This is a genomic window from Kitasatospora sp. NPDC058492 (assembly GCF_042720685.1).
GTDB lineage: Bacteria > Actinomycetota > Actinomycetes > Streptomycetales > Streptomycetaceae > Kitasatospora.
On record NZ_JBHXMU010000003.1, the window covers coordinates 16494 to 34566 of the forward strand.

Annotated in this window: 13 protein-coding genes; 9 read left to right on the forward strand and 4 right to left on the reverse strand. The window is 72.2% G+C overall.

Translation table 11 applies throughout. The features are described from left to right. Positions 1 to 186 precede the first annotated feature (186 nt). The 3 genes from ACFWPI_RS02795 to ACFWPI_RS02805 all read right to left on the reverse strand — a co-directional run bounded on the left by ACFWPI_RS02795 (position 187) and on the right by ACFWPI_RS02805 (position 2161). Complete coding sequence (locus tag ACFWPI_RS02795; protein WP_380374940.1) at positions 187 to 762, reverse strand: TerD family protein; 576 nt, start codon at positions 760 to 762, stop codon at positions 187 to 189. A 208-nt stretch (positions 763 to 970) separates the two neighbouring features. Next, a complete protein-coding gene (locus ACFWPI_RS02800; protein ID WP_063351080.1) occupies positions 971 to 1429 on the reverse strand; it encodes a peroxiredoxin in 459 nt (152 codons plus the stop codon). 291 nt (positions 1430 to 1720) lie between these two features. Then, positions 1721 to 2161: a DUF3052 domain-containing protein gene (locus ACFWPI_RS02805; protein WP_063347441.1), complete on the reverse strand. Its 441-nt coding sequence runs from the start codon at positions 2159 to 2161 to the stop codon at positions 1721 to 1723. 517 nt (positions 2162 to 2678) lie between these two features. Between ACFWPI_RS02805 and aceE the strand changes: the two genes are divergently transcribed. Continuing rightward, the gene (aceE, locus tag ACFWPI_RS02810) at positions 2679 to 5429 is read left to right on the forward strand and encodes a pyruvate dehydrogenase (acetyl-transferring), homodimeric type (protein ID WP_380374941.1); all 2751 of its coding nucleotides are present in this window, start codon (positions 2679 to 2681) and stop codon (positions 5427 to 5429) included. 208 nt (positions 5430 to 5637) lie between these two features. On the opposite strand, the gene ACFWPI_RS02815 is transcribed toward aceE, so the two are convergent. Further along, positions 5638 to 7242, reverse strand: a complete 1605-nt coding sequence (locus ACFWPI_RS02815; protein WP_063347443.1) for an MFS transporter — start codon at positions 7240 to 7242, stop codon at positions 5638 to 5640. A 215-nt stretch (positions 7243 to 7457) separates the two neighbouring features. Here ACFWPI_RS02815 and ACFWPI_RS02820 point away from each other — a divergent pair, with 215 nt between their 5' ends. From ACFWPI_RS02820 to ACFWPI_RS02855, 8 genes are all read left to right on the forward strand, one after another. After that, a complete protein-coding gene (locus ACFWPI_RS02820) occupies positions 7458 to 8147 on the forward strand; it encodes a TetR family transcriptional regulator (protein WP_063347444.1) in 690 nt (229 codons plus the stop codon). A gap of 203 nt (positions 8148 to 8350) precedes the next feature. Further along, entirely contained in the window at positions 8351 to 9655 is a 1305-nt protein-coding gene (locus tag ACFWPI_RS02825) for a sensor histidine kinase (protein WP_380374943.1), read from the forward strand. After that, positions 9652 to 10326: a response regulator transcription factor gene (locus tag ACFWPI_RS02830; RefSeq protein ID WP_063347446.1), complete on the forward strand. Its 675-nt coding sequence runs from the start codon at positions 9652 to 9654 to the stop codon at positions 10324 to 10326. Before ACFWPI_RS02825 ends, ACFWPI_RS02830 begins: the two co-directional genes overlap by 4 nt. 195 nt (positions 10327 to 10521) lie before the next feature. Next, positions 10522 to 11649 carry an alpha/beta hydrolase gene (locus tag ACFWPI_RS02835; protein ID WP_380374945.1) on the forward strand — a complete coding sequence of 376 codons (1128 nt, stop codon included), beginning with the start codon at positions 10522 to 10524 and terminating at the stop codon, positions 11647 to 11649. Positions 11650 to 11674: 25 nt separating this feature from the next. After that, a complete protein-coding gene (locus tag ACFWPI_RS02840) occupies positions 11675 to 12904 on the forward strand; it encodes an acyltransferase (protein ID WP_063347448.1) in 1230 nt (409 codons plus the stop codon). Between the two features lie 253 nt (positions 12905 to 13157). Then, on the forward strand, positions 13158 to 15089 hold the full coding sequence (locus ACFWPI_RS02845; RefSeq protein ID WP_380374947.1) for a galactose oxidase-like domain-containing protein: 1932 nt from the start codon (positions 13158 to 13160) through the stop codon (positions 15087 to 15089). A gap of 37 nt (positions 15090 to 15126) precedes the next feature. Further along, entirely contained in the window at positions 15127 to 17484 is a 2358-nt protein-coding gene (locus tag ACFWPI_RS02850) for a Dyp-type peroxidase (RefSeq protein WP_380374949.1), read from the forward strand. 96 nt (positions 17485 to 17580) lie between these two features. Next, complete coding sequence (locus ACFWPI_RS02855) at positions 17581 to 17928, forward strand: MmcQ/YjbR family DNA-binding protein (RefSeq protein WP_063347451.1); 348 nt, start codon at positions 17581 to 17583, stop codon at positions 17926 to 17928. Positions 17929 to 18073: the final 145 nt, after the last annotated feature.

Sequence of the window (18073 nt, forward strand, 5' to 3'; positions counted from 1 at the left end):
TCCTGAACTCACATCCTCGCAGCGCACGGAGCCGGCACGAAGCCGGGGCGGCCCCGGACCTCTGAAGGTCCGGGGCCGCCCCGTACAAGGCTCCCGCGCCGGGCGACCGGCCGCCGTCCGGCGCCGTCCCGTGTCGCCCGGTGTCGTCCCGTGTCGTGTCGCCCGGTGTCGCCCGGTGTCGTCCGGTCAGACGTTGACGCCGAAGTCCTGGGCGATGCCGCGCAGGCCGGAGGCGTAGCCCTGGCCGATGGCCCGGAACTTCCACTCGGCGCCGTTGCGGTACAGCTCGCCGAAGACCATCGCGGTCTCGGTGGAGGCGTCCTCGGAGAGGTCGTAGCGGGCCAGCTCCGTGTTGTCGGCCTGGTTCACCACGCGGATGAACGCGTTGCGCACCTGGCCGAAGTTCTGCCCGCGGTTCTCGGCGTCGTAGATCGACACCGGGAAGACGATCTTCTGCACGTCCGCCGGGACGCCGACCAGACTGACCTTGATCGCCTCGTCGTCGCCCTCGCCCTCGCCGGTGCGGTTGTCACCGGTGTGCTCGACGGAGCCGTCCGCGCTCTTCAGGTTGTTGAAGAAGACGAAGTTCCCGTCCGAGGCGACCTTGCCCTGCTCGTTGCAGAGCAGCGCGCTGGCGTCCAGGTCGAAGTCCGTCCCGGTGGTGGTCCGGACGTCCCAGCCCAGGCCGACGACCACGGCCGAAAGCCCCGGGGCCTCCTTGGTGAGCGAGACATTGCCGCCCTTGCTCAGGCTGACACCCACTTGTCCTCCAAGAATCGGGAGGCACGCCCTGGTGCCCCCGTGGTGCGGTTCGAGGCGCCGGCCGGCGAGCGGCTCACGTGCCCCACCCGACCAACGGACCGAGCGTAGTGCGCGGTTCCCGTCCGGACGTGCGAACGGGCCCGGCGCGGCTGTTCGAAGTTCGCGGGACGGGGCCCGCGGCCACCGCCACGGGCCTCCACGCGGGGCCTCAGAGGGCGCCGAGGGCCTTCAGGTACTCCTGCTCGTCCCGGGCGTCCGGGAGGTCGTTGACGACGCTCCAGCGCACCGTGCCCGCCGTGTCGATCACGAAGGTGCCGCGCACGGGGCAGCCCTTCCGCTCGTCGAGGACGCCGTAGGCGCGGGCGACCTCGCCGTGCGGCCAGAAGTCGGCCAGCAGCGGGAACTCCAGGCCCTCGCGGTCGGCGAAGACGCGCTGGGTGAACTGCGAGTCGCAGGAGACGCCGAGCACCTGGACCCGGTCGTTCTGCAGCTGCGCCAGCTCCCGCTGGATGGCGCCGAGCTCGCCGGTGCAGACGCCGGTGAAGGAGAACGGGTAGAAGACCAGGACGACGTTCCGCTCGCCCCGGAAGTCGGAGAGGCGGACCGCTTCGCCGTGCTGGTTGTTGAGCTCGAAGTCCGGAGCCTCGGTGCCGACCTCGATGGCCATGGACGTGACCTTTCTGACGCGACCGTGCCGCGCGGGCGGCGCGGCCAGCGCCATCCTCGCATCCGTTCGGGCACGTTCCGCCGAATGGATGAGGGCGGCACCCGCACGCTTCACCGCTTTCGCCCTGGGCGAACGCGTTTCCGGGCCGGCTCCGAGGCCGACGCGACCCCGGGTGAACACGCTCCGTGATGACACGGGCGGGCGCCGCCCCCGGTTCCGGACCCCGGAAAACGATCGGGCCCCGCTGGAGGGATCCTCCAGCGGGGCCCGGTGCGGGGCCTCAGAGCCCGCTCAGCGCTTGCCGCCCGGCTTGGCCGTGGACTTGGTGGCGAGCCGGGTGGCCGCCCAGTCCTTGGCGACCGCGATCGAGCTGGTCTGGGAGAGACCGGCGGTGCGGGCCGCGTCCGCGATGTCGGACGCCTCGACGTGGCCGTCACGCCCGGTCTTGGGCGTCAGCAGCCAGATCAGACCGCCCTCGGCCAGGTACTCCAAGGCATCGACGAGGGAGTCGGTGAGGTCCCCGTCGTCGTCGCGGTGCCACAGCAGAACGGCGTCGGCGACGTCGTCGTAGTCCTCGTCGACGAGATCCGTCCCGGTGAGCTCCTCGATGCCTTCGCGGAGATCCTGGTCAGTGTCGTCGTCGTACCCCAGCTCCTGGATGATCTGGCCTTCTTCGAAGCCGAGACGGGTCGCCGGGTTGGACTTGTCCGCGGGGTCCGCGGTCGCGCTCACGGGAATAACCTCCAGTATTCGGCCCGGCATCCATGCCGAGGCTGTGGCCGTAGTCCACACGGGCGCGGCGGTTCGCGCAAGTACCCGACCCCCGATCCCCCCCAAAGGTTGACGTGCCACAGCGGGGACACCCCGTTCGATGTGTCGGGAATCACACCGATTTGCCCTTCTCTGCATGAGACAAGGATGCTTCGGGTGGTCCCGGCCCACAGGGCGTACGGATGCCCGAGATACGAACGGCATTCGGGTCCGCGCGTGCGCGGGCGTAGAGTCTCCTGTTGGCCCTCACCCCGGCCGCCCGCCATCGGGCGGACGGGACACCAGGTCGGACCACCTCTGTACGTAGCACCCGGGGGTGTGCGGGGCGGGCGAAGTCGCCCGGACCGCGCACCGCCAGACCGTCCCGCCCACCAGGCGGAACGGTTACCGATCGGTAGAGATGACGGATCTCCGAGCGCGGTAGCACGATGGAGGCGGCGCGACACACCTCAGTTTCGACCGACAGTGAAGGAACAGCGTGGCTTCCGGATCCGATCGCAACCCGATCATCATTGGCGGCCTTCCGAGTCAGGTCCCGGACTTCGATCCCGAGGAGACCGCGGAATGGCTGGAGTCGCTTGACGCGGCCATCGACGAGCGGGGGCGCGAGCGCGCCCGCTACCTGATGCTCCGCCTGATCGAGCGCGCCCGCGAGAAGCGTGTCGCCGTGCCCGAGATGCGCAGCACGGACTACGTCAACACCATCGCGACCAAGGACGAGCCGTTCTTCCCCGGCAACGAGGAGATCGAGCGCAAGATCCTCAACGCGACCCGCTGGAACGCGGCCGTGATGGTCTCCCGGGCGCAGCGCCCGGGCATCGGCGTGGGCGGGCACATCGCCACCTTCGCCTCCTCCGCGTCGCTGTACGACGTCGGCTTCAACTACTTCTTCCGCGGCAAGGACGCCGAGGGCGAGTCCGGCGACCAGATCTTCTTCCAGGGCCACGCCTCCCCCGGCATCTACGCCCGCGCGTTCCTGCTGGACCGACTGTCCGAGCGGCAGCTCGACGCGTTCCGCCAGGAGAAGTCGAAGGCCCCGTACGGCCTCTCCAGCTACCCGCACCCGCGGCTGATGCCGGACTTCTGGGAGTTCCCGACCGTGTCCATGGGCCTCGGCCCGCTCGGCGCGATCTACCAGGCCCGGATGAACCGCTACCTGGAGCACCGCGGGATCAAGGACACCTCCGACTCGCAGGTCTACGCCTTCCTCGGCGACGGCGAGATGGACGAGCCGGAGTCGCTGGGCCAGCTGTCGCTGGCCTCGCGCGAGGGCCTCGACAACCTGACCTTCGTGGTCAACTGCAACCTGCAGCGCCTGGACGGCCCGGTCCGCGGCAACGGCAAGATCATCCAGGAGCTGGAGTCCCAGTTCCGGGGCGCCGGCTGGAACGTGATCAAGCTGGTCTGGGACCGCAGCTGGGACCCGCTGCTCGCGCAGGACCGCGACGGCGTCCTGGTCAACAAGCTGAACACCACGGTGGACGGCCAGTTCCAGACCTACGCCACCGAGACCGGCCAGTACATCCGCGAGCACTTCTTCGGCAGCGACCTGCGCCTGCGCAAGATGGTCGAGAGCATGACCGACCAGCAGGTCCAGCACCTGGGTCGCGGCGGCCACGACCACAAGAAGATCTACGCGGCGTTCAAGGCGGCCCGCGAGCACCAGGGCCAGCCGACGGTCATCCTCGCCCAGACGGTCAAGGGCTGGACGCTCGGCCCCAACTTCGAGGGCCGCAACGCCACCCACCAGATGAAGAAGCTGACGGTCGAGGACCTGAAGCGCTTCCGCGACCGGCTGCACCTGCCGATCACCGACAAGCAGCTCGACGAGGGCTACCCGCCCTACTACCACCCGGGCCGCGACTCGGAAGAGATCCAGTACATGCACGACCGCCGCAGCGAGCTGGGCGGCTACGTGCCGACCCGCAAGGTGCGCCCGCGTCAGCTGGAACTGCCCGGCGACGACGCGTACAAGGCGGTCAAGAAGGGCTCCGGCAACCAGACCATCGCCACCACCATGGCGTTCGTCCGGGTGCTCAAGGACCTCATGCGGGACAAGGGCATCGGCAACCGCTTCGTGCCGATCGCGCCCGACGAGTACCGCACCTTCGGCATGGACTCGCTCTTCCCGTCGGCGAAGATCTACAACCCGCTCGGCCAGACCTACGAGTCGGTCGACCGCGACCTGCTGCTGGCCTACAAGGAGTCGCCGACCGGCCAGATGCTGCACGACGGCATCTCCGAGGCCGGCTGCACCGCCTCGCTGATCGCCGCCGGCTCCTCCTACGCCACCCACGGCGAGCCGCTGATCCCGGTGTACGTCTTCTACTCGATGTTCGGGTTCCAGCGCACCGGCGACCAGTTCTGGCAGATGGCCGACCAGCTGGCCCGCGGCTTCGTGATCGGCGCCACCGCCGGCCGCACCACGCTGACCGGCGAGGGCCTCCAGCACGCCGACGGCCACTCGCAGCTGCTGGCCTCGACCAACCCCGGCGTCGTCGCGTACGACCCGGCGTACGGCTTCGAGATCGCGCACATCGTCCAGGACGGTCTGCGGCGGATGTACGGCACCAGTGCCGAGCACCCGCACGGCGAGGACGTGTTCTACTACATGACCGTCTACAACGAGCCGATCAAGATGCCGGCCGAGCCCGAGAACGTGGACGTCGAGGGCATCCTCAAGGGTCTGCACAAGTACGCGCCGGGCACCGCCGGCCAGATCCCGGCCCAGATCCTCGCCTCCGGCGTGGCCGTGCCGTGGGCCCTGGAGGCCCAGCGCATCCTCGCCGAGGAATGGAACGTCAAGGCCGACGTCTGGTCCGCGACCTCCTGGAACGAGCTGCGCCGCGACGCGGTGGAGGCCGAGGAGTTCAACCTGCTGCACCCCGAGGAGCAGCAGCGCGTGCCGTACGTCACCCAGAAGCTCCAGGGTGCCGAGGGCCCGGTCGTCGCCGTGTCCGACTGGATGCGCGCGGTGCCGGACCAGATCTCCCGCTGGGTGCCCGGTCAGTACCAGTCGCTCGGCGCCGACGGGTTCGGCTTCGCCGACACCCGCGGTGCGGCCCGTCGCTTCTTCCACATCGACGCGCAGTCGGTCGTCCTGGCGGTGCTCACCGAGCTCGCCAAGCAGGGCAAGGTCGACCGCAGCGCGCTGAAGGACGCGATCGACCGCTACCAGCTGCTCGACGTGGCCGCGGCCGACCCGGGCGCCGCCGGCGGCGACGCCTGATCACCCGCTAGACCATGAAGGGCCGGGCCTCCGAGCACGGAGGTCCGGCCCTTCGGCGTACCCGGGTGCACCCGGGCAGTCCCACCCGCCCGCGGCGGCGGATGACGGCACGCAGCGGCCCCGGACTCGGTCGAGTCCGGGGCCGTTGGTCGTCGGTCGTTGGCCGCTGGTCGTTGGCCGCTGGTCGTTGGTCGTTGGCCGCGCGGGATCAGATGTGGACGGCCGGGCCCGCGTCGACGGTGCCGCGGCGGGTGAGCAGGCCGAGCACGGCGGCGCCGAAGGCCACCACGGCGGCGACCGCGAAGGCGAGCGACATGCCGCTGACGAAGGAGTCGTGCACGGCACCGGCCATCGCGTCCACCGCCTGCTGCGGGGTGCCGGCCGGGGCCGGCGGGGCGATGCCGAGCTGCGCGGCCTGCTTGAGGCCCTCGGCCTCGGCGCCCTGGACCGGCGGCAGGCCGGCCTTGGCCCAGTTGCCGGGCAGCACGTCCCCGACCTTGGCCGCCATCAGCGCGCCGAGCACCGCGGTGCCGAGGCTGCCGCCGACCTGCATCGCGGCCTGCTGGAGGCCGCCGGCCACACCGGACAGCTCCAGCGGGGCGTTGCCGACGATCACCTCGGTGGCGCCGACCATGACCGGGCTGATGCCGAGGCCCATCAGGACGAACCAGAGCGACATCACGCCGGTGCCGGAGCCCGCGTCCAGGGTGGACATGCCGAACATCGCGGTGGTGGTGATCAGCATGCCGGCCACGATCGGGATCCGCGGGCCGAGCTTGCCGATCGCGATGCCCGCCACCGGCGAACCGATGATCATCATGCCGGTCATCGGCAGCAGGTGGACGCCGGCGGACACCGGCGACATCCCGTGCACGTTCTGCAGGTAGAAGGTCACGAAGAAGATCGCGCCGAAGAACGCGAAGGCCATCAGCACCATCAGCAGGGTGCCCGCCGACAGCGGCACCGAACGGAACAGGCTGAGCGGGATCAGCGGCTCCTTCGCCCGGGCCTGCCAGAACGCGAAGAGCACCATCAGGACCACCGCGCCGCCCAGGAACAGCAGCGTGCGGGCGTCGCCCCAGCCCCACTCGGGGGCCTTGATGATGCCGAAGACCAGCGCGAACATCGCCACCGAGAGCAGCGCGATCCCGGGCAGGTCGAAGGACTTGGCGGCCTTCTCGGCCCGTACGTCCTTGAGGATCCACAGGCCGAGGCCGAGCGCGATCAGGCCGACCGGGATGTTGATGAAGAAGACCGACTCCCAGTTGACGTGCTCGACCAGCAGGCCGCCGACGATCGGGCCGGCCGCGGTGGAGGCGCCGATCACACCGCCCCAGATGCCGATCGCCATGTTGAGCTTCTCGGCCGGGAAGGCGCCGCGCAGCAGGCCGAGCGCGGCCGGCTGGAGCAGCGCGCCGAACAGGCCCTGGAGCACCCGGAAGGCGATCACGGTCTGGATGTTGCCGGCGAAGCCGATCGCGGCCGAGGTGGCGGCGAAGCCGACGGCGCCGACCAGGAAGGTGTTCTTGTGGCCGAACCGGTCGCCGATCTTGCCGGCCGTGATCAGGAAGACCGCCAGGGCCAGCAGGTAGCCGCTGGTCACCCACTGGATCTCGGAGGGCGCGGCCTTCAGGTCCGCCTGGATGACGGGGTTGGCGATGGCGACGATCGTGCCGTCCAGGGCGACCATCATCACGCCGACCGCGACGGTCAGCAGGGTCAGCCAGGGGTGCCCCTTGAGCCCTCCCCCGCCCGGTGGCGTGCGCTGCGGCGGGACGTCCGCCTTGGCGTTCTTGACGACGGACTGGCTCATCTGGGGCCCTCCGGGGGCGTGGCAGAGAACGGAACGTGGGCGTGGCGCCGCGACCCACCCGTCCCCACGAGTGCCCGGTCGGCGAGCGCCACTTCCGGCAGATTATGTCAGCCACTGACATTCGGCAAACACTGACTTCTGGCTCTGGCTGACATTTGTCAGAGCGCTAAGGTTGTGCTCCTCACCCCGCCCGCACGCGCTCGGAAGGCCCCGCCATGGCCGCTCGCACCCCCACCCCCACCGCCGCCCCGGGCACCCCCGAACGGCTGCCAGGGCTGCGCGAGCGCAAGAAGCAGCAGACCAGGGACGCCCTCGTCCAGGCCGCCCACGTGCTCTTCCTCGGCCAGGGCTTCGCCCGCACCACCGTCGACGAGATCGCCTCCGCCGTCGAGGTCTCCCAGCGCACCTTCTTCCGCTACTTCGCCAACAAGGACGAGGTCGCGCTCGCCGTGATGGCCGACGCCGAGGACTACTTCATCGAGTGCCTGTGCCGCCGCCCGGCCCACGAGTCCCCGCTCCAGGCCCTGCGCGCCGCGATCGTCCAGTCCTGGCGCGAACTCGGCGCCGAACACCGCAGCGGCCCCCGCTCGATCACCACCGCCCTCGAACTGATGCGGATGATCGAGGAGACCCCCACCCTGCTCGCCACCCACCTGCGCCGGGTCACCGAGCAGGAACGGGTGGTCGTCCGGGTAATCGCCGAACGCGAGGGCCTCGACCCGGCCGAGGACCTGCGGCCCACCGTGCTCGCCGCCGTCTTCGGCAGCGTGCTGCGCGCCGCCCACCTGTCCTGGACCCCCGACCAGGAGCCCGCCGGGCCCGAGGGCATGGTCGCCGTCATCGAGCGCCACTTCGACCAGCTCGGCCCGGCCCTGGCCGGCCACTGGCGCACCGGCCCGCAGTAGCACCGGCCACGCGGTAGTACCGGCCCGCAGCAATACCGGCCCGCAGTAGTACCGGCCCGCAGTAGTACCGCGGGCACCGCTCCCGGCCCCGGAACCGTGCCGGGAGCAGTAGTACCCGGGTAGCACCCCCTACTCCGGTAGCACTCCGATGTTCGACCCCAGTGCGACGACGGGCGGTCGGCACCCTCTTAGGCTGGCCCGCGATGAAGACGATCACCACGACCGAAGTCCGCGCGCAGGCCCTCCGGCTGCTCCGCTCGCTCCGGCACCACCTCACCACCCCGACCGGCGGGTCCACCCCGCTGCTCGGGGACTCGCCCCGGGCCTGGCTGCGCCGACTGCCGTACGTCGTCGCGCTGATCATGCAGGCCTCGCTGATCCCCACCGGGATCGTCGCCCTGGTCGACTTCTACGGCGTCGCCGTGCCCATCGCCGGCGCGCTCACCATCGCCCAGACCGCGCCGCTGCTGCTCGCCATCACCCGGCCGCTGGCCGCCTGGTGGATCAGCGCGGCCACCCTCGTCACCACGGCCTCCATCACCGCCCGGCACCACCAGCTCGGCGGCACCTGGCCGTGGACGGCGCCGATGATCCTGGCGTACGTCTTCCTGCTGATCGCGCTCGCGCTGCGGGAGAGCCGGGCCACCCTGATCGCGGTCTGGATCGCCACGATCCTGCTCACCCTCCTCACCACCACGCTCGGCTTCCCGCACGCCGACGACGGCACCACCATGCTGCTGGTCGCCCTCGGCGGCGCCGCCCTGCTGCTCGGCTGGGCCGTCCAGGACCGCACCGAGGCCCGCCGGCTGCTCGCCGAACAGGAGCACATCAGCGAGGCCGAACGCGAGCGGCGCACCCTGCTGGAGGAGCGCGCCCGGATCGCGAGGGAACTGCACGACGTGGTCGCCCACCACATGTCGGTGATCGCCGTGCAGGCGGCCAGCGCGCCGTACCGGATCACCGGCGTACCGGCCGCGGCCACCGAGGAGTTCACCGCCATCGCCGGCACCGCCCGCGAGTCGCTGACCGAGATGCGCCGACTGCTCGGCGTGCTGCGCAGCGAGGAGTCCGCCGCCGAGAAGGTGCCGCAGCCCGGGATCGAGCAACTGCCGCAGCTGATCGAGACGGTGGGACGGGCCGGGGTCCCGGCCGAACTGACGGTGGATCCGGGGCTGGCCGAGGCGGTGCCGAAGGCGGTCGCCCTGTCCGCGTACCGGATCGTGCAGGAGGCGCTGGCCAACGTGGTGCGCCACGCGCCCGGCTCGCGGGCCCGGATATCCCTGGTCGACGAGGGCGCCACCCTGCTGCTGACCGTGGTGAACACGCCCCCGCCCCAGCACACCGAGTCGCTGGAGGCCTCCATGGAGGGCACCGGACAGGGGCTGATCGGAATGCGGGAACGCGCCCGGCTGGTCGGTGGCAGGCTGGAGACCGGCCCGATGCCGGACGGCGGCTACAAGGTCGCCGCCGTCCTGCCCCTCGAAACCCCCCGGGAGAAGCCCGCATGACCATCCGCGTGATCATCGTCGACGACCAGGCCATGGTGCGGGCCGGCTTCGCCGCCCTGCTCAACGCCCAGAGCGACATCGACGTGGTGGGGGACGCGGCCGACGGCGCGCAGGCCCTGGAGGTGAGCGGCCGCACCCACCCGGACCTGGTGCTGATGGACGTCCGCATGCCCGTCATGGACGGCCTGGAGGCCGCCCGCCGACTGCTCGACCCCGCCGTCCCCGGCGCGCACCGGCCCAAGGTGATGATGCTGACCACCTTCGACGTGGACGACTACGTGTACGAGGCGCTGCGCGCCGGGGCCAGCGGCTTCCTGCTCAAGGACGCCCCGCCGGCCGACCTGATCTCCGCGGTCCGGGTGGTCTCGGCCGGCGAGGCGCTGCTCGCCCCCTCGGTGACCCGCCGGCTGATCGAGGACTTCGCCCGCAACCGGCCGGCCCGGCGGCGCGACCCCAAACTGCGGCTCAACGGCCTCACCCCGCGTGAGACCGAGGTGCTGGAGCTGATCGCCCGCGGCCTGTCCAACCAGGAGATAGCCGGCCGGCTGGTCCTGGCCGAGCAGACCGTCAAGACCCACATCGGGCGCATCCTCGCCAAGCTCGACCTGCGCGACCGCGCCCAGGCCGTCGTCCTCGCCTACGAGTCCGGCCTCGTGACGCCCGGCCAGTGACGCCGGTCCGGTGACCCTCGGCGGCTCCAGCCCGACGGCTCCGGTCCGGAGACACCCCCCGTGGTACCCCGAGCGATACCCCGAGTAGTACCCCGGTAGCACCCGGGAGTTGGCCCCGCGGTGTGACGTCCGCGGGGCCGTCGCATTTCTACCTTCCTTTCCGTCGAAGTCGAACGGATCAGGGAGGGGCCGGACATGGGGAAGTTTCGGGTCAAGAGAGCCATCGCGGCCAGTACGGTGATGCTGGCCGCGGTGCTCGGTCTCGGCGGCTTCTCCACGGACGCCCAACAGGCCGTCACCGGCCCGCCGCCGGGCAGCGCCGCCTGGGTGGCCGACACCGCGCTCGGCCTCCACCCGCCCGACCCGGCCACCGCCACCCCGGCCGAAGTCGCCGCGTTCTTCGCCGAGTTGACGCCCACCCAGCAGAACGCGCTGGCCGTCCGGCACCCGCTGGTGGTCGGCAACCTGGACGGCGCCCCGGTCCAACTCCGGTACCGGGCCAACACGCTGGCCCTCACCGCGGAGCTCGGCCGCGAACTCGCCCGGGCCACCGACCCGGCGCTCACCCCGCAGGACCACGAGCAGGCCCGCACCCGCGCCGAGCGCTACCGCACCCTGCTGGACGGCGACCGCCGGATCCTCGTCTTCGACCCGCGCGATCGCGGCGAGGTCGCCGAGGTCTTCGGCGACCTCGCCACCGCCCGCCGCACCGCCGTCGTCGTCCCCGGCTCGGACAACGACCTGGAGAACTTCGACCGCTCCCCCGGCTCGTACGGCACCCCCGCCGGCATGGCCCGCTCGCTCTACCGGGCCACCGACCGGCAGAGCGCCGTGATCGCCTGGACCGGCTACACCACCCCGGTCGGGATCGGCCTGGGCGCCGCCACCGAGGACCTGGCCCGGGCCGGGGCCGCGCGGCTCACCCGGCTGCTCGACGGACTCGCCGTCACCACCCGCCCGCAGGCCCCGGCCACGGTGTTCTGCCACAGCTACGGCTCGGTGGTCTGCGGGCTGGCCCGCCCCGGGCCCGACCAGGCCTCCGGCGTGGTCGTCCTCGGCTCGCCCGGGATGGGCGTCGGCTCGGCCGCCGCCCTCGACCCGCGCGTCCCGCTCTGGGCCACCGCCCGCAACGACTCCGACTGGATCGGCCGGGTCCCCTACGTCTCGGTGCTCGGCCTCGGCCACGGCGCCGACCCGACCGCCCCCGGCTTCGGCGCCCGCCCGCTGCCCGCCACCGGATCCGAGGGCCACGCCGGCTACTTCGCCCCCGGCACCGCCTCGCTCACCGCCTTCGCCGCCATCGCCCTCGGCCTCGACCGCTGACCGCCTCACCGAAAGGAGCACCGCCATGGCCCACCCGCTGACCGCCCTGCGCCGCGCCGCCCACCAGGTCGACGCCCGCACCCCCGAGACCCGCGACCGCGCCCTGGACGGGCTGCGCGCCCTCGCCCTGCTTGCCGTGCCGGTCGGGCACTGGCTGCTCGGCGGCTTCACGCTCTCCGCCGACGGCGCCCTGCACAACGCGAGCCCGCTCTCCTCGCTCGGCGGCCTCGCCCCGATCAGCTGGGTGCTCCAGATGCTCGGGGTGTTCTTCCTGGTCGGCGGCCACTCCTCGGTCCAGTCGCTGGAGCGGGCCCGGGCCAAGGGCGTGACGTACCTGGGCTGGCTGCGCGGCCGGTCGGTGCGGCTGCTGCGCCCGGTGCTGGGGGTGACGGCCGTCTGGGCGCTGCTGATCGCGCTGCTGCCCGCGCTCGGCGTCCCCGGGGACACCGTGCGGACCGGCGCGACGCTGGTGGTGCAGCCGCTCTGGTACATCGCGGTCTACCTGGGGCTGACCGCGCTCACTCCGCTGTGCGTGGCGGCCGGGCGCCGGCTGGGCGGCTGGTCGGCGGGCGTCCTGGTGGCCGCCGTCGCCGCCGTCGACCTGCTGCGGTACGGGCCGTGGGCGGAGGCGGTGCCGTCCTGGGTCGGGCTGTTGAACATCCTGCCGGGCTGGCTGTTCGGCTACCAGCTGGGCGTGCTGTGGGCGCAGGGCCGGCTCGGCCGCCCGGTGGCCCGGGTGCTGCTGGTCGGCGGCGGCGCGCTGTTCGCCACGCTGCTGCTGGCGTTCCACTACCCGGCCAGCATGGTCGGGGTGCCCGGGATGGAGCGGACCAACTCGCACCCGCCGTCCCTGCTGGTGCTGGCCCTGGCGGCGACGCAGTGCGGCGCCGCGGTCCTGCTGCGGGATCGGCTGGGCCGGCTGCTGACCCGCCGTCCGCTGCTGTGGCTGCCGGTGGTGGCGGTCAACCTCTCGGCGATGACGATCTTCTGCTGGCACCAGAGCGCGATGCTCGCGGTGGCGGTGCCCGGCGCGGCCGGCCTGGGCGCCGTGCCGGGGCTGACCACCGCGCCGGACTCGATCGGCTGGGTGGCCGCCCGGGTGGCGCTGCTTCCGCTGTTCGGGGCCGTGCTGGTGGCGATCGGGTGGTTCACCCGGCGGTTCGACGGGCCGTGGACGGCCTTCTCCCGGGCCGGGAAGGCGCTGGCCGCGGCGGGTGCGGCGCTGTTCGCCGCGTACGCGCTGGGCATGGTGTGACCTGCGCCGGAGAGTGAGGCACCGGAGGGGCGCGGACCGATCGGTCCGCGCCCCTTCGGCCGTTCCGGGACCGATCCACGGCCACTCCGGGGCCGCCCGTCACAGGGGTCCGCAGCGGGATGCATCCGCATGCGAACCACCACGCACTGTGATCTCCTGTGACGGTCGGCGACCATCGCTGGACCGCGCCCGCCCGCGGCCCCTCCGTCCGCATTCGCCACCCTCCCCGCCCACCCCCTCCCCGAGGAGATCCATGTCCCCGTCCGCACCGCAGCCACGGCGCCGGGCCCGCCGCCGGCTGTCGGCCACCGCCGTGGTCTGCGCGGTGACCATCGGCACCCTGCTCGCCGCCGTCGGCCCGGCCACCGCCCACGGCGGGCCGGCCACCCCCGGCCAGAACGACCTCACCCCGCACATCGCCTCCCCCCGGGTGATGGCCGAGATGCGGGCCGACGAGGTCGCCGCGCTCGGCCCCGAGCACGCCGAGGAGCACGCCCGGGCCCGCGCCGCCATCCGCGGCATCGGCGACTACCCGCAGACCACCCGCACCAACCGGTACAACGCGCTGACGGCCTCCCAGGCCAGCACCAACGCCGGCTTCGACCCGGCGGTGTTCGGCACGTTCAAGGAGTACTTCTCCTCCCCCGACTTCGGCGACCACGTCGCGCTGCTGCCGACCGGCAAGGTGCTGCTGTTCTCCTTCGAGCGGATCGAGTCCAACCCGGAGAAGGAACCCGCCCCCACCCAGACCACCGGCAAGGAGAACGCCGGCCGGGCCTTCCTCTGGGACCCGGCCAAGGGCACCGGCAAGGACGCCTTCAAACAGGTCACCCCGCCGGTCTCCGACATGCCGGACGGCCTCAACGAGCCCCGCCCGGTGCCGTTCTTCTGCTCCGGCCACTCCTTCCTGCCCAACGGCATGCTCGGCGTCTTCGGCGGGAACCTCGGCGGCAACGGCGGCACCGGCGCCAAGCTGTCGCTGATCTTCGACCCGTGGACCGAGACCTGGACCCGCAACCCCGACATGTCGGTCGGCCGCTGGTACCCCTCGGTGGTGACCGGCGCCGACGGCCGGCAGCTGATCATGTCCGGCCAGTCCGAACTCGGCCACGGCACCCCGACGCCGGTGGTCGAGCGCTTCCCCGCCAAGGGCTTCCCCGTCCCCCAGGGCAAGAACGACACCCCGAAGAACACCCCGGTGGAGCGCTTCAAGGCCGACGCCCCGTTCACCACGGACTACCCGCACCTGTTCTCGCTCAACGACGGCAACGTCTACGGCTTCGGCCGCCAGCCCACCGAGCAGTGGAGGTTCGACCCGGTCGCCGAGTCCCGCAGCGACCTCACCGCCCGCCCGGACGGCCGCCCGCGCAACTACGGCTCCGCGGTCATGCTGCCCGGCGGCGTCAACGGCCCGGACTCCGCCCTGATCCTCGGCGGCGACCGCGACAACCCGAGCACCCTGCGCTTCTCCAACGGCAGTTGGACCGCCGAGAAGTCCCGCGCCTTCGGCCGCACCCAGGACGACACCCTCCTGCTGCCCAACGGCCGGCTGATGACCGTCAACGGCGCGTACGACATCCGCGACTACGGCAACGGCCCGTACAACCCCAACGCCGACCTCAAGTACCGCCAGGTCGAACTGCGCGACGACCAGGGCAACTGGAAGCTCGGCCCGGTCCAGCGGCTCCCGCGCGGCTACCACTCCAACGCCGTGGTCCTGCCCGACGGGCGCGTGATGGTGACCGGCGACGAGCTCCAGCAGCTCGCCAACAACCCGGACGTCAACGGCACGGTGAGCGGCATCCCCGGCACGACGGGGCCCGTCACCATGAACGGCACCATCGAGATCTACGAGCCCGCCTACCTGAACCAGGGCAGCCGGCCCCAGCTGGACCGGGCGCCGACCACCCCGGTCGGCTACGACAAGAAGTTCACCGTCACCAGCACCACCCCGGGGCTCGCCGCCAAGGCCGTCCTGCTGGCGCCGACCACGTCGACCCACTCGGTCAACACCAGCCAGCGCCACATCGAGCTGCGGCTCACCAGCCGGGCCGGCAACCGGCTGGAGTTCCAGGCCCCGCCGGACGCCAAGGCCGCGCCGCCCGGCTGGTACATGCTCTTCCTGCTCAACGACCAGGGCGTGCCCAGCGTCGCGCAGTGGGTCCAGCTCAGCTCCTCGGCCTGATCCCCGAACCGCCCCCCAGCGAAGGAAAGACCCACCCATGAGCACCCCCACGGCCACCGACCTGCGGCTGCGCCAGAGCGACGAGATCCAGGGCGACATCCTGGCCGGCTTCCGGAAGGACAACGTCAGCGTCCTGTTCCTCAAGTTCGAGGACGCGGCGCGCGCCCGCGACTGGCTGCGCCGGCTGGTCCCGCAGATCGCCACCACCCGCCAGGTCGCCACGTTCAACGAGGCGTTCAGCGAGGCCAGGAGCGCCTCCGGCGGCGACGACCCCAAGTCGCTGACCGCCACCTGGCTGGGCGTCAGCTTCACCTACGAGGGCATGCGGATGCTCTCCGCCACCGACCCGTTCGCGCAGGCCCCGCCGATCGGCAGCGGCCTGGAGGCGTTCAAGGAGGGCTCGGCGCAGCGGGCCGGCGCACTCGGCGACAGCGGCGACAACTCCCCGGAGAACTGGCTGTTCGGCAACGGCAGGAACCAGCCGGTCCACGCGCTGCTGAAGATCTCCGCGGACAGCGAGAAGGACCTCCAGGCGGCCATCGAGGCCCAGCGCATCGCGGCCGCCGAGGCCCGGGTCCTGATCGCCTACCAGCAGAACGCCCAGACCCTGCTGGGCAGCCGCCGCGGCAAGGAGCACTTCGGCTTCAAGGACGGCATCAGCGAGCCCGGCGTGCGCTTCTTCGACCGGCCGGACCCGAACAACCCGGACGAGGTCGAGGGCCACCGGGGCACCCGGATCATCCCGGCCGGCGAGTTCATCTGCGGCGAGGACAACGACCCGTTCAGCTTCCCCAAGGACCAGTACCCGGACTGGACGCGCAACGGCTCCTTCCAGGTGGTCCGCCGGCTCGCCCAGGACGTCCCCGGCTGGTGGTCGCAGGTCTCGGTCAAGCTCCAGGAGCTGCGACTCGCCAAGGCCGTCCCGGACAACGCCACCACCGAGTGGCTGGCCGCCCGGATGGTCGGCCGCTGGCGCTCCGGCGCCCCGGTCTGCAAGCACCAGGACCGGGACACCCCGAACGACCCGACCTCCTCCAACGACAACGACTTCGACTTCCGGGACGACCTGGAGGGCCTGGTCACGCCGCTCTGGTCGCACCTGCGCAAGACCAGCCCGCGCGCCGCCCTCCAGGAGGACCCGAGCCACCCGCCGTTCGACCCGAACGCCCTCGACGGCCGTCGGATCATGCGCCGCGGCACCCCGTACGGCTCGCCGTTCGACCCGGCCTCGGAGGGCCCGGGCGGCCCCGACGACCCGCGCGGCCTGCTGTTCATCTGCTACCAGGCGGACATCGCCCGGCAGTTCGAGTTCATCCAGGCCGACTGGATGGACCAGCCGGACTTCCCGCCCAAGCGCAACCCGGTGCCCGGCAAGGACCCGGTCACCCAGGAGGCCCCGGACGTCGACTTCGAGAGCCGGGATCCGGACGGCACGGTCAAGCACACCCTGCTGAGCTTCCAGCAGTTCGTCCGGACCACCGGATCGGTGTACGCCTTCATGCCGTCCGTCAGCACCCTGAAGGCGCTCTGCGACGGGCGGCTCACCGGCGGGTCCGGCCAGACCACCGGGCAGCCCACCGGGCAAACGACAAACCAGACCACCGGGCAGACCCAGCAGGGCGGCGGCGGCCAGGCCGCCTCCGGCAAGGCGTACCCCTGCGACGAGTTCCTCGCCGTCCCGGACCAGCAGCGCAGGGGCGGCCAGAGCCAGTACTGGGTGTTCCACGCCGACCGGTGCCGCCGGATCTCGGTGGCCGACGGCTCCGCCCACACCGACCGCGTGGTCGACGGCGACACCGGGCTGACGGCCTGGACGTGTCTGCAGGGCGTCGGGCGGGTCGACTGCGTCCTGCCGATGCCCGACCTCCAGAACCCGGACGGCAAGAGCTGGTACTGGGTGTTCCACAGCACCGCCGGCCGCCAGCAGTACCGGGCCGTCTCGATCACCTGCGGCGGCGGCTCCACGACCAGCGCCGTGGAGCGCCAGGACCGCGACCTCGGCGCCTGGAACTCGCTGGGCGGCGTCGACCGGATGGACTGCTTCCTGCCCGTCCCCGACCAGCAGCGGGTCGGCGGCAAGAGCTGGTACTGGGCGTTCCACACCACCGGCGGCCGCCAGCGCTACCGGCTGATCTCGGTGGCCGACGGCGCCGCGCACACCGACGTGTGCGAGCGCACCGACCGCGAACTCTCCCAGTGGGGCTCGCTGAACGGCCTGAGCCGGGTGGACTGCTTCCTGCCCGTCCCGGACTGCCAGCGGGTCGGCGGCCGGAGCGAGTTCTGGTGCTTCTCCGGCCAGAGCTACCGCCGGATCTCGATCGCCGACGGCAGCGGCCACCCGGACCGGCTGGTCTCCGGCGACCGCTCCTGCGACGCCTGGTCCTCGCTGCTCTGAACCGCCCGGCCCGGGCCACCCGCCCCCACCCGCCCCCCGGTGCGCCCCGCGTGCACCGGGGGGCGCGCTGTCGGTCCCCTGCCCTACGCTGCGGGCATGGTGACGTTCGAGGAGTTCCGCGCGATGGCGCTCGCCCTACCGGAGGCCGCACAGGAGCCGACCTGGGACATCGAGACCCTGCGGATCCGCGGCCGGATCTTCGCGATGGGCGCGCCCGGGGGCCGTTCCGTCACCGTCAAGGCCTCCCCCGAGGACCAGGCCGAACTGCTCGCCGCCGAACCCGAGGTGTTCTCCAGCGCGCCGTACGTCGGGCGGCACGGCTGGGTGAGCGTCCAGCTGGACCTGGTCGATCCGGAGGAGCTGCGCGACCTCGTCGTCGAGGCCTGGCGGCGCACGGCGCCCAAGCGGATGGTGCGCGAATTCGACGTGCGGGCCACTCTGTGACGCTGAAACGACACCGCCGGTTCATGTGAGCCATCCCACAGTTTGGGCGGGCGCGTCACCTCTCCGGGCACCCTACGCTTGCGCAGGGAAGCAGGCAGTCTCATCGCACCTCCGGGCACCGCCCGAGAAACGGTGACGGGCCCTA

Excerpts from the sequence above, each read along its gene's own strand:
- ACFWPI_RS02830 (WP_063347446.1), top strand. The coding sequence starts at position 9,652 with ATGACCATCCGCGTGATCATCGTCGACGACCAGGCCATGGTGCGGGCC.
- ACFWPI_RS02845 (WP_380374947.1), top strand. The coding sequence starts at position 13,158 with ATGTCCCCGTCCGCACCGCAGCCACGGCGCCGGGCCCGCCGCCGGCTG.
- ACFWPI_RS02815 (WP_063347443.1), bottom strand. The coding sequence starts at position 7,242 with ATGAGCCAGTCCGTCGTCAAGAACGCCAAGGCGGACGTCCCGCCGCAG.
- ACFWPI_RS02850 (WP_380374949.1), top strand. The coding sequence starts at position 15,127 with ATGAGCACCCCCACGGCCACCGACCTGCGGCTGCGCCAGAGCGACGAG.
- ACFWPI_RS02840 (WP_063347448.1), top strand. The coding sequence starts at position 11,675 with ATGGCCCACCCGCTGACCGCCCTGCGCCGCGCCGCCCACCAGGTCGAC.
- ACFWPI_RS02855 (WP_063347451.1), top strand. The coding sequence starts at position 17,581 with ATGGTGACGTTCGAGGAGTTCCGCGCGATGGCGCTCGCCCTACCGGAG.
- ACFWPI_RS02820 (WP_063347444.1), top strand. The coding sequence starts at position 7,458 with ATGGCCGCTCGCACCCCCACCCCCACCGCCGCCCCGGGCACCCCCGAA.
- ACFWPI_RS02835 (WP_380374945.1), top strand. The coding sequence starts at position 10,522 with ATGGGGAAGTTTCGGGTCAAGAGAGCCATCGCGGCCAGTACGGTGATG.
- ACFWPI_RS02825 (WP_380374943.1), top strand. The coding sequence starts at position 8,351 with ATGAAGACGATCACCACGACCGAAGTCCGCGCGCAGGCCCTCCGGCTG.
- ACFWPI_RS02800 (WP_063351080.1), bottom strand. The coding sequence starts at position 1,429 with ATGGCCATCGAGGTCGGCACCGAGGCTCCGGACTTCGAGCTCAACAAC.